The 16,647-nt window shown below is 67.4% G+C and carries 12 protein-coding genes; 9 read left to right on the top strand and 3 right to left on the bottom strand.

Features of this window, described 5'->3' with window-relative positions; all coding sequences use genetic code 11:
- Positions 1–49: 49 nt before the first annotated feature.
- On the bottom strand, positions 50–982 hold the full coding sequence (locus B4F19_RS06180; protein WP_228179460.1) for a Bax inhibitor-1/YccA family protein: 933 nt from the start codon (positions 980–982) through the stop codon (positions 50–52).
- A 120-nt stretch (positions 983–1,102) separates the two neighbouring features.
- Between B4F19_RS06180 and B4F19_RS06175 the strand changes: the two genes are divergently transcribed.
- The 6 genes from B4F19_RS06175 (at position 1,103) to B4F19_RS06150 (ending at position 10,669) form a co-directional block, all read left to right on the top strand.
- Complete coding sequence (locus B4F19_RS06175; protein ID WP_228179459.1) at positions 1,103–2,110, top strand: glycerophosphodiester phosphodiesterase family protein; 1,008 nt, start codon at positions 1,103–1,105, stop codon at positions 2,108–2,110.
- Positions 2,111–2,184: 74 nt separating this feature from the next.
- Positions 2,185–3,876 (top strand): sensor histidine kinase, encoded by a 1,692-nt coding sequence (locus B4F19_RS06170; RefSeq protein ID WP_292733434.1) that lies wholly within the window; start codon positions 2,185–2,187, stop codon positions 3,874–3,876.
- Between the two features lies 1 nt (position 3,877).
- The gene (locus B4F19_RS06165) at positions 3,878–5,581 is read left to right on the top strand and encodes a sensor histidine kinase (RefSeq protein ID WP_228179457.1); all 1,704 of its coding nucleotides are present in this window, start codon (positions 3,878–3,880) and stop codon (positions 5,579–5,581) included.
- 60 nt (positions 5,582–5,641) lie between these two features.
- Entirely contained in the window at positions 5,642–6,598 is a 957-nt protein-coding gene (locus B4F19_RS06160) for an ABC transporter ATP-binding protein (protein ID WP_228179456.1), read from the top strand.
- The gene (locus B4F19_RS06155) at positions 6,595–7,644 is read left to right on the top strand and encodes an ABC transporter permease (protein WP_292733429.1); all 1,050 of its coding nucleotides are present in this window, start codon (positions 6,595–6,597) and stop codon (positions 7,642–7,644) included. Before B4F19_RS06160 ends, B4F19_RS06155 begins: the two co-directional genes overlap by 4 nt.
- Before the next feature lie 25 nt (positions 7,645–7,669).
- The gene (locus B4F19_RS06150) at positions 7,670–10,669 is read left to right on the top strand and encodes a hypothetical protein (protein ID WP_292733426.1); all 3,000 of its coding nucleotides are present in this window, start codon (positions 7,670–7,672) and stop codon (positions 10,667–10,669) included.
- Positions 10,670–10,692: 23 nt separating this feature from the next.
- Here B4F19_RS06150 and B4F19_RS06145 read toward each other — a convergent pair whose 3' ends face one another.
- Entirely contained in the window at positions 10,693–12,420 is a 1,728-nt protein-coding gene (locus B4F19_RS06145; RefSeq protein ID WP_292733423.1) for a DUF222 domain-containing protein, read from the bottom strand.
- A gap of 197 nt (positions 12,421–12,617) precedes the next feature.
- On the opposite strand from B4F19_RS06145, the gene B4F19_RS06140 reads away from it, so the two are divergent.
- A complete protein-coding gene (locus tag B4F19_RS06140; protein ID WP_292733420.1) occupies positions 12,618–12,947 on the top strand; it encodes a hypothetical protein in 330 nt (109 codons plus the stop codon).
- Between the two features lie 921 nt (positions 12,948–13,868).
- Positions 13,869–14,009: a hypothetical protein gene (locus B4F19_RS15880; protein ID WP_374198038.1), complete on the top strand. Its 141-nt coding sequence runs from the start codon at positions 13,869–13,871 to the stop codon at positions 14,007–14,009.
- A gap of 362 nt (positions 14,010–14,371) precedes the next feature.
- Here B4F19_RS15880 and B4F19_RS06135 read toward each other — a convergent pair whose 3' ends face one another.
- Positions 14,372–15,322 carry a sugar-binding transcriptional regulator gene (locus B4F19_RS06135; protein WP_228179450.1) on the bottom strand — a complete coding sequence of 317 codons (951 nt, stop codon included), beginning with the start codon at positions 15,320–15,322 and terminating at the stop codon, positions 14,372–14,374.
- A 115-nt stretch (positions 15,323–15,437) separates the two neighbouring features.
- Here B4F19_RS06135 and B4F19_RS06130 point away from each other — a divergent pair.
- The coding region (locus B4F19_RS06130) for a glycerol-3-phosphate dehydrogenase/oxidase (RefSeq protein ID WP_292733416.1) at positions 15,438–16,647 on the top strand (1,210 nt) is incomplete at its 3' end.

Genomic DNA, 16,647 nt, shown 5'->3' with positions numbered 1-16,647 from the left:
GGGCCGCCCGACTCCGAGGAGTGGGGCGGCCCATCAGCGGATCAGTGCGTCAGTTGCTGCCGCGCAGGATCGCGAGGATTCGCAGGATCTCGACGTACAGCCACACGACGGTGACCATGATGCCGAAGGCGCCGAGCCACGCGTACTGGCGCGGGGCGCCGTTGCGCACACCCTGCTGGATCGAGTCGAAGTCGAGCACGAGCGAGTATGCCGCCATGATGACAACCAGGATGCCGATGATGAGGCCCAGCGGGATGCCGAACACGGGCTGGCTGTACAAACCAAAGGGTCCGCCGCTGTCGGGGCCGCTGAACGCGCCGAACATCATCATGATGACGTTCACGAGCGAGAAGACCAGGTATCCGATCATCGCGACCATGAAGACCTTCGTCGCCTTCTTGGATGCACGCACCTTGCCGCTGGCGAAGAGGGCGAGTGTCACGCCGACCACGGCCAGCGTCGCGAGCGAAGCCTGGAGGACGATGCCTTCCCAGATGAACTCGAAGAACGCCGAGATCGCACCGACGAAGAGCCCCTCGAAGGCCGCGTATGCCCAGATGAGCGCGGGGCGGATCTTCTTGCGGGAGGTGAAGATCACGACCATCGCGAGGACGAAACCGCCGAGCGCGCCGATGAGCCACGGGGCCATCGACGGCATGCTGGTCGGCACCGCAGGGTCGACAGTCGCCATCGACCAGATCCAGCCGACAGCCGCGGTCGCCAGCAGGATGGCGAACAGGCCGATCGTCTTGATGACGGTGTCTTCGACCGTCATCCGTCCGGTCTCGATCGCGCCGGCCGACGGGGCCGCGTAGGCACCCTCGAGCTGCGCGTTCACCGCGGCATCCGTCGCCGCTGCCTGGGTGGATGCGTACTGCGTCTGCGCGCCGAAACCGGGCTGGCCGCTCGTCGGGTAAGCGCGGCCCGCGCCTTGCTCCTGGAACGCGGGGTTGTTGAATGCGGGGTTGTTTCCAGCCGCCACGAGTTCACACTCCAAAGTTCGTGAAAAACAGCCGTCTGCTGTTGATCAAGGGTATCGGATGGGTGCGCTCGTATGACCGGCGACCGCTGTGAAGCCGCTATGAACGACTAGCCTGAGCGCGTGAGCAGGCCCCTCATCATCGGCCACCGCGGTGCGCCCGGCTACCGCCCCGAACACACGCGCGGCTCCTATGAGCTGGCGATCGAGATGGGCGTGGATGCCGTGGAACCCGACATCGTCGTCTCGAACGACGGGATCCTCGTCATCCGCCACGAGAACGAACTGTCGACGTCGACCGATGTCGCAGATCATCCGGAGTTCGCGCAGCGCCGCACGACCAAACGCATCGATGGACTCGACCACGTGGGATGGTTCGCCGAGGACTTCACCTGGGACGAGCTTGCGACCCTCCGATGCCGGGAGCGGATTCCCGGCATCCGTCCGGGAAGCGCCTCCTTCGACGACCGGGAGCCTCCGTTGCGTCTTCGTGACCTGCTTGCGCTGCTCGATGACCATCGCGCTCGCGGTCGGGAGGTCATCCCGGTGATCGAGGTCAAGCACGCGTCCTACTTCGAGGAGTGCGGCCACGACATGGCAGCGCTTCTGGACACCGAGCTCGCCTCGACGGGATGGAAGGGTCGTCGGGTCGTGATCGAGTCGTTCGAACTGACGATCCTTCGCCGACTGCGCGAGCGCGGGACGCACGCCGAACTGGTGTTCCTGCTCGAAGCGGGCGGCATCCCCGCCGATCAGCTCACGGACCCGACCTCGCGGAGCTACACCGAATGGATGACGCCCGAGGGATTGGATGTCCTCGCCGCCCATGTCGACGGGATCAGCCCCGACAAGACCGTCATCCTCGCGCCGGATGCCGGGGGTCGCGCGACGGGTCCGGCACCTGTGGTCGCCCGGGCGCACGAGCGGGGGCTGGCTGTCTTCACCTGGACGTGTCGTCCCGAGAACGCGTTCCTCCTGCCCCCGTTCCGTACGGGCGATCTCGCGGACTACGGCGACTGGCGCAGCGAATGGGCAGTGCTCGCGCGGGCGGGTCTTGACGGTGTCTTCGTCGATCATGCCGACCTCGGCGTCGAAGTGTTCGGCACCGAACCGATCGGCGAGGGGGGTTGACACTCCGGGTACGGCGCGGGAGCCTAAACCCACGGTAGCGGCGGCACCGCGGGGTGCCGCGGGGGGTGATTGCGGTGGCCGGGACGCACGCGGATACACTCCGTGTGCAGCCGTGGGCACAGGTGGCGATCGTCCTGATATCCACGGTGACGCTCGTCGCCGGAGTCGTCGTCGATGGGTCCCCGTTGGTTGTTCCCGTAGCGATCTCTCTCGCGGCCCTCATCGGTGGGACCATCGTCGTGTTTTGGGTTGAACGGCGCGAGACCTCCGTCGACACCCGGTGGCTCGCGGTTGTTCCGTTGATCGACATCGTCGCCATCGCCGTCATCGCCGCACCGCTGTCTCACGAACTGCAGCTGGCCAGTGCCCTGGTGATCCTCCCACTGAGCTGGTTGGCGGTCGCCTTCGATCCGGTGTCGATCGTGATCGGTGTGCTCGTGTCGGCATCCGCCCCCGCATCCCACGCGCTGGCGACCGACTCCTGGCCGCAAGAGGCTGTGGACTGGGTTCCGTTCGTGTTGGCACCCATCGTCATGGCGGTGTTCGCGACGTCTGCATACGTCGTCGGTCGGCAGCTGCGTGAGAACCAGCGTGCGACCGACGCGACGATGGAGCGGCTGCGGGAGGAGTCCCGGGCGCGGGCTGCGGATGTCGCGACGATGACCGCTATCGAGGAGGGGACCGAAGATGCCGTGGCCGTCTTCGACCGTGCCGGTGCGCTCCTGCGGATCAACGCGACGGCACGACGCCTGGCATGGCAGGCGAGGCTCGACTTCCGCCGACCGGGATTGGGTGATCACCGCGTGTTCGCTGCCGATCGCCTCAGCCCCGTGACCTTCCCCGATGAGGCGGTGAAGACCATCATCGATCGGATGTTCACGATCGAACACGTCGCGTGGCTGGGGGCGCCCGGCGATCAGGTCGCGGTGCATTACCGGATGTTCCCGATCGCCACGGAGGGTGAGCTCGTCGGCGCGGCCATCATCGCCCACGACGTCACCGAACTGGTGGAGGGCATCGAGGTGCGCAATCGCTTCCTCGACTCCGTCGGGCACGAGCTGCGAACGCCGCTGACCGTTCTGCTCGGTGAGACCGATCTCGCCCTCATGAGCGATGTCCCTGAGTCGGTCGCGAGCCGCCTCGCGGCGATAGACGCCGCAGCGAGTCGTCTGCTCACGACGGTGGAACACCTGACCGCTGCAGGCCGCGAGTCGGTGGCGATGCTGCGGGACACTGCCGAGGTTGCGATCATCACAGGCGACACCGTCGCCACCCATCGCCCCCTTGCCGACGAGTGCGGTGTCACGCTGCACGTGAGTAATCGGGCTGTCGGCCACTCGCACGTCGACACGCGCGCGTTCCGCGCCATCTTGACGGAGATCCTCGTCCACGCGATTCGGTTCACACCGGCCGGCGGCGAAGTCGTCGTCAGCACCGACGTTCTGGGTGACAGTCGTCCCGTCGTCGAGATCCGCGATACCGGCGTCGGGATGACAGAGACGGAGCGCCGTCGTGCGTTCGAGAGGTTCTACCGATCCGACTATGCGCGTGACAACGCGATACCGGGCGCCGGGGTGGGCCTGTCGATAGCGAAGAAACTCGCCGACCAGGCCGGTATCGGTGTCGAGTTGCTCCCCGCAGTAGGCGGGGGACTCTCGCGCGCCTCGTGCTTCCGCGCGCCACGGCTGACCCGATCACTGCCGCCGCCGAGGAGTCGGATGACGCGTGACGATTCGACGGAGATCCGTGCGCAAGGGGTGAGCTGACATGGATGGTCGCCTGCGGCACGGCGGGGGGGAACGGTTGTTCACCGCCGATGGCCCGCGCGTGCCATCCGACCCCGGGGCACGCATCGTGCTGTCGCTGCGAACCCAGCCCTGGACACAGCTCGCGTTGCTCGCAGCCGCCGTCGGGGTCACGGCAGTCGCACAGATCTACGGCAACGGTGTGCTCACGCCGGCTGCGCTCGCCGGTCTCGGCCTCATCCTTGCCGGGGCGATCGCCAGCGGCATCCTGGCGCGGGTGCAGCCGCAGTCGCATACGGGGTGGATCGCGCTCATCCCTCTCGCGGCGCTCGTCGGTATCCCGCTGATCCGCAACGATGCCCTCGAGGTGGTCGACGGCATCGGCTTCATGATGGTCTTCCCGCTGGTCTGGCTCGGCGCGGGGTTCTCGCTGCCCCCGATCGTCGTCGGCATCCTGCTCGCGGGGGCGATTCCCCTCATGCCTTCAATCAGTGCGGGTCGCGCGCCGGACTCCGCGCCCGAGTGGATCGCGTTCGGGTTGTTCCTCGCGTTCGCTGCGCTCATCGCACTCTCGGCGTTCGGGACCGGTCATCAACTTCGACGCGAGGTCGCCAACCGTGAGGCCGCCCTTGCTTCCTCGGAGGCAGCAGCCGAGGCGAGGGAGCGCCTTTCGGCCATCCTGCAGGCAGTCTCGGAGGCCACCGATAACGCCGTTCTGGTCTTCGGCCCTGATGGGAGCGTCCTCACGGCGAACGACGCCGCCCATCGCCTGGCCCGACTGGCCGGAATCGACTTGACCGGAGAACCCGCGCTGGCCGGTCGAAAGATCTACTCCGCAGACCGCCGGACGCCGCTGTTCCCCTCGCCACAGACCGTGACGGCACTCGCCCGCAGCGGCGAGGTGCGCGGCCGCATCGCGTGGCTCGGCGACACCGACCAGGTCGCGGTGAGCTATTCGGCCAGGCCGATCTTCCGGGGCGGTGAGCCCCTGGGCACGGTCCTCATCGCCCACGACGTCACCGACCTCGTGGAGGCGATCGAGGTGCGCGATCGCTTCCTGGATGCCGTGAACCACGAACTGCGAACCCCGCTGACCGTGCTCATGGGAGAGACGGAACTGGCGCAGACCGAGGAGGTCTCTCCCCGGGTGGCAGCCCGCCTCGAACGGGTGGATTCGGCCGCACAGCGCCTGTTCACCACCGTCGAACATCTGCTCTCGGCGTACCGTACGTCGGTACGCGCGCTCCCGAACACGACGAGCGTCGCCCTGACCGTCGGGGACGTGATCGAGCGCCTTTCGTCCCTCGCCCGTGAGCACGAGGTGACCGTGGCCTTCACCGATCACGGCGTGCAGAACGCGAGCGTGGATGCCCGCAGTCTGGGCGGCATCATCGAGGAGCTTCTGCGAAACGCCGTGCTCCTTTCGCCCCGCGGTGCCACTGTGGCGGTGCACGCCAGCCGCGAGCGGGATCGGCCGATGATCGAGATCACAGACAGTGGTGTCGGCATGAGCGACAGTGAGCGGCGGCGTGCGTTCGACCGGTTCTACCGCACCGACTTCGCCCGTGAGCAGGCGGTGCCGGGGGTGGGGCTCGGTCTCTCGATCGCGCGGAACCTCGCCGATGCGAACGGCATCTCGATCGAACTCGAGCCCGGGCCTTCAGGCGGGACCCGTGCACGCCTCACCCTGCCGCCGGCGAGTCCCGCCGCGGGCGCGCTGGGCTGACGGTTTCCATCGTGCCGTCGGGGTCCGCGAGGCGCTGAAAGCCTCGCGTAGGGTGGCACCATGGATGCCGCCACTGATCCGACCGGAGCTGTAGCGACGGGCATTGTCGCGACCGGTTTGCGTCGCTCGTTCGGCAGGGTCGAGGCGGTCCGCGACGTCTCGTTGCGTGCGCGCGCGGGAGCCGTCACGGGTCTTGTCGGCCCCAACGGCTCGGGCAAGACGACACTGTTCCTCATGCTCGCCTCGCTGCTGACTCCGGACGCCGGCACGATCCGCATCGGTGACGTGGATCCGATCGAGCAGCCCCACGCGGCGCGTGCGCTCCTCGGTTGGATGCCGGACTCCCTGGGCACCTGGGGGGCGCTGTCCGCCCGGGAGACGCTGATCGTCACGGGGCGACTGCACGACCTTCCGAAGGATGCTGCCAGGGCGCGCGCGGACGAGCTTCTCGAGCTCGTCGAACTGACCTCGCTCGCCACCGCGCCGGCTCGCGTGCTCTCACGCGGACAGAAGCAACGTCTCGGGCTTGCGCGCGCGCTCGTGCACGACCCGCGCGTGCTCCTGCTCGACGAACCCGCATCGGGGCTCGACCCTGCTGCCCGCGTCGAGCTCCGGCACCTGCTGCGCCGGTTCGCCGCTGAGGGCCGCACGGTGCTCGTGTCCAGCCATGTGCTCGCAGAGCTCGAGGAGGTCATCGATGATGCGGTGTTCCTTCTCGAGGGCAGCTCCGTGGAGGCTGGCGCGGCGATCGCCGGGCGGCGCACCCGCGACTGGCGAATCCGGGTCCTCGGCCAGCCGACGGATGCCGCCGCCTCGGTTGCCGCGGCGCTCGAATGGTCGGCGGATGCGGTGCGCATCGACCGGTCGGATCTGCTGATCGCGCTCGCGACGGACGAAGACGCCGCCGGGGCGCTGCGCCGACTGGTCGAGCGCGGCATCCCGGTGACCGAGTTCGCACCAGCCGTCGGAGATCTGGAACAGACGTTCCTCGACCTGCGCGGGGGTGAGGGCGCATGAGCGGGTCGCGCCTGTGGACCCTGGTCCGCCTCGATCTGACCCAGCGGGTGCGCAACGTCGCCTGGTACGTGATGCTCGGCGTATTCGCCGCGATCCTGGTCGTCGTGACGGCCCTGTCGTTGCTCTCGTTCTCGTACGCGGGAGGCGCGGGCGCGGGCGCGGGCGTCTACTCCGTTGTGGTCTTCGTCGTGCTGCTGCTGGCGGTTCTCGTATCGCCGACCCTCTCCGGAAACGCGATCAACGGCGATCGGGATGCCGCGAACCTCGCGCCCGTGCAGGTGACGCTCGCCACGACAGCCGAGATCGTGCTCGCGAAGTTTCTGGCCGCGTGGCTTACGGGGCTCTCGTTCGCCGTGATCGCCGTGCCGTTCATGCTCGTCGCCGCCGTCAGCGGCGGGGTCGACCCGCTCGTGGTCTTCGTCTCTCTCGTGGTGCTGATCGTCGAGATCGCGATCATCGCGGCGATCGGTGTCGGCCTCAGCGGAATCGTCGCCCGCCCGTTGTTCTCGGTCGCCGTCACGTATCTGGTGGTCGCGGCGCTCGTCATCGGCACACCGATCGCGTTCACGCTCGGTGGCGCTGCGATCCGCACCGAGGTCACTCAGTCGTACCGCAGCTACATCTACGACGACACGGGGGCGACCTCGAGCCCGCCCGAGTGCGGCCCCTGGGAGAGCACGACCTACGAGGTGCCGAGGTTCGATACCGTCTGGTGGATTCTGTCGGCGAACCCGTTCGTCATCCTCGCTGATGCGACGCCGGCGCGCTTCGACTCGAGCGGCTACCCCGAAGACCTCTTCGGGAACTTCTCCTACCTCGTGCGCAGCGCGCAGATCCCGCCGCAGGACAGCATCGTCACGTGGGATGACTGCGCGCGGACGCCGCCGGTGCAGCCGACGCCCGAGGACATCTACAACCGGACGACCCCGAGCTGGTTCGTCGGCCTCGCCGTGCAGATCGTGCTGGCAGGGGCGCTGCTGTGCTGGGGCGGGTCGCGCACTCGGACGCCGTCGCGGACGCTGCCACCCGGCACGCGCATCGCCTGACACGAACTCCCAGTAGCGTTAGGGAATGAGTTCGGCGGTGCGGCGCAGCATCCTCGCTGTTGTCACGGTCGTCGTGCTGCTCGCCCTGGGTGCCGGCGTTGCTGTTGTCGTGACTGATGCTCTCGGCATCCGTGCCGAACCCGCGGTCCAGATGCAGCCCGAGCCGCCTGCCGGTGCCCCCGCGATGGCGGTCGTCGCGCCGCCGCGGTTCACGTCCGTCGATGCTCCGAACGGCCCCCGCTACGACGCGGCGCTCGATGAACTGCTGGATGCCGTGACCGACGCGCCGCGCCGGGGCGCCGATGCGAGTCTCACGGTGACGGCGGGTGATGACCCGAACGACGAGAGCTATCGCCTCGAGGGTGATGCGTCCGCACTGACCATCGTCGCCGCTGGCGAGGCGGGTGCCGTTCTGGGCATCTACGACGTCGCGGCCCGCATCCGTGCCGGCGAGCCGGCGGTCGTGGACGGGGGAGCCGAGGTGACCTCTCGCCTGCCATTCCGGATGGTCGACCTGGGGGCTGTCGGTGTCGTTCCGGATGCCGAGGCCTGGGCCGCCGGCACCGACTACTCGCACGCATCCCGCGCTTTCGAAGACGTCATCCTGCCCGAGGCCCCCTACATCGACGAGGCGGCGCTCGCCGAAGCGTACGGCGAGTTCGACGCGTTCTTGCGTCACGTGCTCGCCAACGGCTACAACGCTGTGGCCTTTCCGGGGTTCGTCGAGTATGTGACGTTCGACGGTGTTGACGGCGTGTATGCGGAAGGCGATGATCACGCGGCGCGGGCACTTGCCCTGCGGGAGGCGTTCACGCCGTTCTGGGAGCGGGCCGACGAGCTGGGTATGGACGTTTTCCTGCGCACCGACATGCTCGCTCTCACGAGCCCGCTCGAGCATTACCTCGTGGGCCGGTTCGGTTCGCTCGATACCGCGAATCCCGCGCTGTGGGACGTGTACACGAGCGGGCTCGACGAGTTGTACGCGGCGGCTCCCGCCGTGGACGGCATCCTGATCCGCATCGGCGAAGCCGGCGAGGTCTACGACGTTGCGGGCTGGGACGTGTTCTCGAGGCTGGCGGTGACCGAAGCGCCCCAGGTCCAGGCGATGCTCGCCGCCTTCACGTCGCAGGCCGAGGCATCCGATCGCGAGGTGATCTTCCGGTCGTGGAGCGTCGGGGTCGGCGCCGTCGGCGACATGCACACCAATGTGGAGTCCTACGACGAAGTACTGGCCGGTATCGACTCGCCCGCGCTGATCGTGTCGACGAAGTACACCCTCGGTGACTTCTACAGCTGGCTGCCTCTCAACGACACTCTCGCGCAGGGCGACCAGCGCCGCATCATCGAGTTCCAGAGCAGGCGCGAGTTCGAGAACTTCGGGGCGTTCCCGAACGATCTCGGTCCCGAATACCAGTACGCACTGCAGACTCTCGTGGCCGAGAACCCCCGTATCGAGGGCGTCTGGGTGTGGACCCAGGATGGCGGCCCGTGGCGCGCCGGTCCCATGACGCTGTACCTGAAGACCGGCTTCTGGCAGTTGTACGAACTGAACACGCAGCTTGCCGGTGCCTTGGCGCGGGACCCCGATACCGATGTCGCCGCGATCACAGCAGGATGGGCGCGCGAGTGGTTCAGTGACGATCCCACAACCGTGTCGGCGATCACCGAGGCCATGGCGCTCTCGCGTGAGGCGATCACGCAGGGTCTGTACATTCAGCCGTTCGCTGAGCAGCGGGTGTTCGCCATCGGGCTCGAGCCGCCGCCGATGATGTGGATCTTCGAGTGGGACATCCTCACCGGCGACTCCGCTGTTCTCGATGTCATCTACGAGGTGTCACGGGACCAGATCGATGAGGCGATCGCGGGTGGGGAGCGGGCGGCCGCCGCTGTCGATGAGATGCAGGCGCTGGTCTCGGGCACGGATGCGGCGACGTGGCGTGACTCCGCAATGCGGGACGCGTTCCTGGGAACTCTCGCCTACGAAGCCGACGTCCTGCACCTGCTCTCTTCATACCGGGCGATGATCCTGCATCAGGCGCAGTGGCACGATACCGGGTCGGCAGAGGCCTACGCGGCGTGGCAGGCCGACCGGGACGCGTTCGCTGCCCTCGCCGCTGAACACACGGCGACCTACGCCGGCGACGTGGACTACCCGGCGTACAACCTGACCGCGGCCCAGCTGGGTGTCGAGCGGGCTGATCGTGATCTCACGATGGCGTGGATTGCCCGCATCCTTCTTGCGCTCGCCGTCGCATGGGTCGTGATCGGGATGTTGTCGTCGCGCACGCGACTTGTGCGCCGGCCCGGTGCCGCGGCTGCGCGGGCTGCGTGGCTCGCGGCGACGCGACCATGGCGGGCACGGGAATCGACCCTGGGGATGCTGCCGCTTGACCGGTGGCTGTTGATCATCGTCCCGGGCGGTCTGCTCGTCGCGACCCGCGCTGTGCAGACCTCGCTCTTGTCGTGGACCCACCTGGCCGTCGTGCTCGGAGCCTGGCTGGTGTTCCTGGTCGTCGTGCGCTTGTTCGTGCGGGAGCGTTCGCCGTGGCCGGTGATCGCCGCCGTTGGTGGCGTGCTGGTGTTGCGCAGCATCCTGACCCTCCTCGCGCTTTCGTTCACGGGTCCAGGCGGATACTGGTTCGTTTTCTGGACCGATCCGCTTCGCCGTTCGATCTACATCACGATCGCGTTCGCGCTGTTCGTGTGGTTGTTCGTCGCGGCGGGGTGGGCGTTGTCGAGCCAGTTCGGCGCTCGGCGCGCGACCGGAATCGTGCTCGCAGGTGTCGGGGCCGGATTGGCGGTTCCGGCAGCGGCGATCGGCTTCGTCGGGCTCGAGTCGGCGTTGACACTGTGGAACGACGAGATGGGACTGCTGCCGTGGGGTCTTGCGCGGATCCTTGGAATCACGACCTATCTCGACATTCCGCTCGATACCCCATGGTTCGCGGCTGGCTTTGGCGCGGTGGTCGCGCTGATCGGCGTGTTCCTGGCGCTGACCTGGCGGCGTGACGATGTGACGAGCTGACGACAGGCGGCACGTCCCATTGCTCACGGGGCAGCGCTGTAGCGCGATCCCGGCGGTGCTGACGTGCTCGATGCCGTCGCTGGTGGTGCAGCGTGTGTGGGCGCGGATTGCGCTGACCAGGCCTGGTCGGGCGGTGCAGTAGGTGCGGGCGTGGGCGGCGCTAACCCCGCCGCGCCGGGCGGTGCAGGAGGCGAAGGCGGCGTTCGCCAGGGCGGACGTTCTGGCGGCGGGGGCGGATCCCACGCCCAGGCCCACGGCGCTTTCGTCCGGAGCTGCCGAGCAGGTGTTTCTGTCCCGTCCGGTGATCGGTGGCCAGGCGGCGGAACGAGGGTGAACGGGCCGAGCCCGTCGCGAACGATTCGCCACCCGTTGTTGTGAAGCTGCATGTGATGGAACCGGCACAGCAGGATGCCGCGGTCGATGTCGGTCCTGCCGCCGTGTGCAACGTGGTCGATGTGGTGCGATTCGCAGTAGGCGGCGGGCACCGGGCATCCGATCCCGGCGCACCCGCCGTCGCGGATCGCGAGCGCAAGCTTCTGCTTCGTGCTGAACAGTCGCTGCTCGCGCCCGAGGTCCAGGGGATTGCCCCGGCTGTCGACCGTCACGTCGATGGAGCCGTGCTGGCAGAGGGTCCGGTCGATGATCGCCCCGGGGAGGGTGTCTCCGTCGTTCTCGGCGTGACCTGTGGCGATGAGGCGGCCGAGCGGGTCGCGCGGTCCCGACTGGTCCTTGACGATGACCATCCGCACCCCGGGCTGGCGGACACCGAAGACGTCGGCGGCGTCGGCAACAGCTCCTGCGCGAAGAACGTCGACGAGAAGGTCATACTCGAGCTGTTCGTTGCTGCGCGGGTCGGCGACGAGGTCCGCAGCGGCGGCGCGCTCGGCATCCGTGACGAACCGCGGCCCGCCGCGCCGGGGTCGCAGAGCCGCAGCGAGCATCGACCGCACGAACAGCGCCATCTCGTCGTCGAACGCGATGTGGCCGTGATGTTGGCCGTGCTGGTCGATCCACATCCGAATGGAGCGCTTCTCGTAGCGGTTCTGGAACCGGCACGCCGCCCCGGTCGGGTCGAGGATGTCGCGCATCTGCCGCGCCCGGCTTCGCAGTTCCTCGACCGATGCGCCCTCGACCGCCTCGTCGACGAGTGTCTCCGCCGCGACCGACCACGCGAGAGCCGCTGAGTCCGGGTCGACGCCCTCGGCTTCGGGCTCCCCGAGTCCGCCGCGGATCGCATCGTGCTGCGACGGTGTCAGTCGGCCGTTGAGGAGAGCCGCCCGGAGAGGCGCGTGCCACGGCTCCCGGACGGATGGAGCAGCGCTCAAGGGATCCACGTCGGGCGATGGTGCGTCGTCGTGATCGTGAGCGCCGCTGCTCCCGGCGTCCGCCGGCGCGCCTGACGTCTCACCTTCATCGAGCAGGGCGGCCCCGACGCGCAGCTGCCGCAGCGCGTCAGCGCGACTTCCGCCCGTGATCGACTGGATCAGCGCGGCAGGCGACGCGTGCCCCTGGCCCGCGGCCAGTCCCGAATGCCCCTGTTCGCGCCGGGACCTGGTCGCGGCGACGCCGGCGATCACCGACTGGAGGCGCTCGGCATCATTGGCGATCGCCGTGACATGACGCAGCACCTCCAGCACGGAGGCGTCGGACAGCGCCGCTGCGCCGGTGGGCAGGCCCGTGGGCTCGACATCCAGCTCGGCGAACACAGCGAGCAGATCGAGCCGCTCGCGCATTGCCGTGAGGATGTTCATGTCTTCACTACATCACCAACCTCCGACATTGACAGCCCGCGGCCCGCGCACGAAAAGTGCCTGTGGACAGGGATTTGTTTTAGCCTCCTGGGGAGGAGGCGACCTAAAGCATCGGATGCGGCTCGGCGCTCAGATCGGCATCCGGCGGCCTGCGCAAGGGTGTTCCGGCGCATCGCGAGTCGACCTACTCTCGCGACATGTGGTTCGACAGCTGGTCAGATATCGTCCGAGTGCTTCTCGTCGGAATCGCGTCCTACGCGTTCCTCATCGCCTCGATCCGGATCTTGGGCGAACGCAAGCTCGCGCAACTCAACGCCTTCGACTTCGTCGTCACCGTCGCGCTCGGATCGACGCTCGCGACGATCCTGCTGACCTCGGACGTCGCGTTCGTCGAGGGGATCGTCGCCCTCTCGCTGCTGCTCCTGCTGCAGGCGGTGGTCGCGTTCGCGGCGGCGGTTTCGCGCCGCATCCGCGCCCACGACGTCCGCGCCCACGCTGTTGCGTTCGATCGAAGCGGGGGCTTATGAACGACGGATGACTGATGCGTCGGGGAATGCTGATCGGTGCGGTCGCTGCGGCATCCATCGCGCTGACCGGATGCGCGGGGCAGGCTTTGGGCGCGCCCACGCCGACCGGTTCGGCATCACCTTCGCCTGCCGGAGTCTCCGGCACCGGCCCGACGGGCTTTCCCGGGGTCGACTTCCCCCTTGAGGCCGGTGCCCGCTCGGTCGCTGTCGAGTTCGAGTGCAGCAGTGGCCCTTACACCGTCGAACTCTCCGACTCGATGATGCTCGGGCAGGCGCCCTATTCGGGGGAGTGCGCTTCGAGCCCCGTGACGGTGACCTGGCCGATCACGGAGCGAACCACTGAGACGATGAGTGTCACGGTTAGGACGAGCGTCGACAGGCTCACCATCGTATCCCTCGCCGGAAAGTCGAGACTCCTCGACGCGACGGCGGGAGTCGAAACTGCTGACGGCCGGATTTGGTCGCTGCCGGAGGAGCGCGGAATTGCGGGGGTTGGGACGTCCTGCCGCGGAGAATCAAGGGGTGCGGGCTGCGATCAACTCTCGTGTCGTTCGGTTCTGATCAGCGGACTCGGTCTGAATCTGCGCGGGTTGTGTCCACATGGTGTCCACCGCAGGGAGCGTCGGCCCCGCATCGGTCATGTCGTTGTCTGGTCCCTCTCCGGTCGACATCCCGGGCTCGCCAAGTTGCTCGGATTCGTCAACATCGCCATGGTGCTCGCAGCATTTGTTCTTGTTCTCGCGGTCGTAGTTCTCGTCACGCCGTGCGTCGACCCACGAAGAAGCGAGAGTTGATCTTTGCTCGGGTTGTGTCGTCGCTGATGGTGATCTTCTTAATCGTTCGGCCGGTGCTGGTGGTGTCCGCCTCTGTGCTCGATGAGAATGTCGTCGAGCAAAGATCGCGGCGCGGGCAGGCGAGCAAATGGGTGAGACATTCCAAGTCGACTGCCCGGCCGCGCCCAGCGCGGCCGCAGGGACCGCATTCACCTGCGCGGCTACCGATGATGCCAGCACTGTATGGACCGTCCACGTCGCGGTCAATGCGGACAGTACCGTCGACTAGGAAGTGCTCCGCTGATTGCGAGCGACCGTCTATCGCGAAGGGGAACTATTGTCGGGTATCTGGGACCGCTGGGGTGCGCTGACGAGCTCGATGATGAGTATCCGCGCGCCTTCGCAGCCTGCTCGGCGCCAAACCGTCCCACCCGATCGTCTGAGGGAGGCGCTCTTCGAGACTGTCGCTGGTGCTTGACGCCCAGGCTCAGTGCTTCGCGCCACTCGCCAGTAGTGCCCCTTATCGTGGTGTAGTTCGCGGTGGCCCGTCCGCTCGTCGTAGACGTGGGCGCGGTCACCGTGTAGTCCCTTCGAGGAATCTCCTACAACCCACTCGAAAGGCATCTTCACGATGACCGCACCTCATATTATCTAGGTGATACGGCGTCGCAGTTCGCGGGCGGTCTGCTCATCAAGGATGAGCTGCGTGATTATTCCCGCGCGAAGAGCCGCCAGTAGAGGGATGACCTTGTTCTCTCCGGCGACGGCGCACACGCGACGCGGTATGCGCGTGAGCTCCGCTGGCGTGGGACCGGTTGCACGTTCGTTCAAGGCAAGGTCTTCGTACGTCCCATCGGCTCGGAGGAACACCGTGCAAACGTCGCCGACCACTCCGGCCGACTCGAGCACACGAATGTCGTCTGGTTCGAGGTACCCCGCCGAGTAGACATGGCTAGGCACCTGGCCAGTCACGGCACCGATCGAGAACAGGGCGATGTCCGCCTGCCGCTGCACCTCGAGCACCCGCGCGATGGAGCGCTCACGCCACATCGCGTGTCGCGTGCTGGCATAGTCGAAGAAGGCAGGCACCGGAAACGACTGCACCCGCGCATCGAACGCCTCACCGAATCGAGAGATCAGGTTGTCCACATAGTCGACGCCCGACGTGCGGTTGTTCGCACCCCCGTTGAGCTGAACGATGACGCTTCCGCGCGTCGGCTTCTTCGTGAGATGCTGCGACACCGCGCCGAGAGTTCTTCCCCACGCGATCCCGAGGATCATGTCTGAATCGAACCAGTCGGTCACCATCTTGGCTGTGGCGGTGGCCACCTGATCCAGACGCTTCTGCATCGATGCGGAGTCGCTGACGGGCACCACATAGGCCTCGACGCCGAATTGCTCCGCGATGAGGTGGGCAACCTCCGGGGCATGTGAGGGGGTCGGGCGCAGCGTCACGCTGACGAGCCCTGACGACCGGGCTTCTTTGAGAAGTCGTGACACGGTCGATCTCGACATGTGCAACCGCTGAGCGATCGTCTCCATTTTGATGTCCTGGAGGTAGTACATCGAGGCCGCCGCCAGGATCATTTCGTCCTTACTCATAACTCTTCTGCACATTCGTGCAGGATCCATGCGCGATTTGGCACCATACGTCCCAAGGCTAATACGCTTCAGGCTGTCCGCGGGAGATTCCGCCGGTCCTCAAGAACGGAACGCCATGCTCGACACTCGCCTCACGAAGGAATCCCGCGACCGCGCCCTCGCGCGTCTATCCGAGAGCTCACGACCGGGGCGAGAGCTCGATGTCCTGGTGATCGGAGGCGGCATCACCGGTGCCGGCATCGCCCTCGATGCGGCGAGTAGGGGTCTCGAGACCGTGGTAGTCGAGGCGCAGGACTGGGGCGCGGGAACATCGTCTCGCTCGAGCAAGCTCGTGCACGGGGGTCTCCGCTACCTGCAGATGCTCGACTTCAAGCTGGTGTTCGAGGCATTAGCCGAGCGCGACCTCCTCCTGACCACCGTGGCCCCTCACCTAGTGCGCCCCGTGCCGTTCCTCTACCCATTGCGCCACCGGGTATGGGAGCGTGCCTTCGTGGGCGCGGGCATCGCCCTCTACGACGTGCTCGCGACCCTCCGACGGGGAAAGCGCGCCCTCCCCTGGCATCGCCACCTCAGCCGTGCCGACCTCGACCGGGTCTTCCCGGACCTCAGCGCGCGGGCGGCCGTCGGGGCGATCGAGTACTGGGACGCGACGGTGGACGACGCGAGATACGTCACGACACTCGTGCGCACCGCGGCGGGGTACGGGGCACAGGCGGCCACGCGCATACAGGTGGTGGAGCTGACCAAGAACGGCGCCGGTGTCGTCGACGGGGCGCTGCTGCGCGACCTCGAGACGGATCGCGTGATCGCCGTCAAGGCGCGCCATGTCATCAGCTCAACCGGTGTCTGGACCGAGCAGTCTCAGGCTCTCGCCGGCGAGACCGGCGGGCTGCGGGTGCTGGCCTCCAAGGGCATACACATCGTCGTCCCCCGCGACCGGATCGAGGGCGACGCGGGTCTGATCCTGCAGACGAAGAAGAGCGTCCTCTTCGTGATCCCGTGGTCGCGGTACTGGGTCATCGGCACGACCGACACCCCCTGGACTGAAGACCTCGTCAATCCCGCCGCACACGCCCGCGACATCAACTACGTGCTCGACGAGGCGAATGCGGTGCTGGAAAAGGCGCTCACACACGACGACATCATCGGCACGTGGGCCGGGCTGCGCCCGCTGCTGCAGCCGGGCACCAAGGACGGCACCGCATCAGAGAAGGTGTCGCGCGAGCACGCGGTCGCCTCGCCCGTCCCGGGGTTGACCGTCATCGCCGGCGGCAAGTTCACCACGTACCGGATCATGGCGCGGGATGCCGTCGACTTCGCCTTAG

Source organism: Microbacterium sp. UBA1097, from assembly GCF_002313585.1.
Classification (GTDB): Bacteria; Actinomycetota; Actinomycetes; order Actinomycetales; family Microbacteriaceae; genus Microbacterium.
Note: the sequence above shows the minus strand (reverse complement) of the source record. Positions and strands in the feature narration are given on the sequence as shown.

What these genes read in the sequence shown, in the direction of transcription:
- B4F19_RS15880 (WP_374198038.1), top strand. Translation starts at nt 13,869, where the DNA reads ATGGGTGAGACATTCCAAGTCGACTGCCCGGCCGCGCCCAGCGCGGCC.
- B4F19_RS06140 (WP_292733420.1), top strand. Translation starts at nt 12,618, where the DNA reads ATGTGGTTCGACAGCTGGTCAGATATCGTCCGAGTGCTTCTCGTCGGA.
- B4F19_RS06145 (WP_292733423.1), bottom strand. Translation starts at nt 12,420, where the DNA reads ATGAACATCCTCACGGCAATGCGCGAGCGGCTCGATCTGCTCGCTGTG.
- B4F19_RS06155 (WP_292733429.1), top strand. Translation starts at nt 6,595, where the DNA reads ATGAGCGGGTCGCGCCTGTGGACCCTGGTCCGCCTCGATCTGACCCAG.
- B4F19_RS06160 (WP_228179456.1), top strand. Translation starts at nt 5,642, where the DNA reads ATGGATGCCGCCACTGATCCGACCGGAGCTGTAGCGACGGGCATTGTC.
- B4F19_RS06135 (WP_228179450.1), bottom strand. Translation starts at nt 15,322, where the DNA reads ATGAGTAAGGACGAAATGATCCTGGCGGCGGCCTCGATGTACTACCTC.
- B4F19_RS06150 (WP_292733426.1), top strand. Translation starts at nt 7,670, where the DNA reads ATGAGTTCGGCGGTGCGGCGCAGCATCCTCGCTGTTGTCACGGTCGTC.
- B4F19_RS06165 (WP_228179457.1), top strand. Translation starts at nt 3,878, where the DNA reads ATGGATGGTCGCCTGCGGCACGGCGGGGGGGAACGGTTGTTCACCGCC.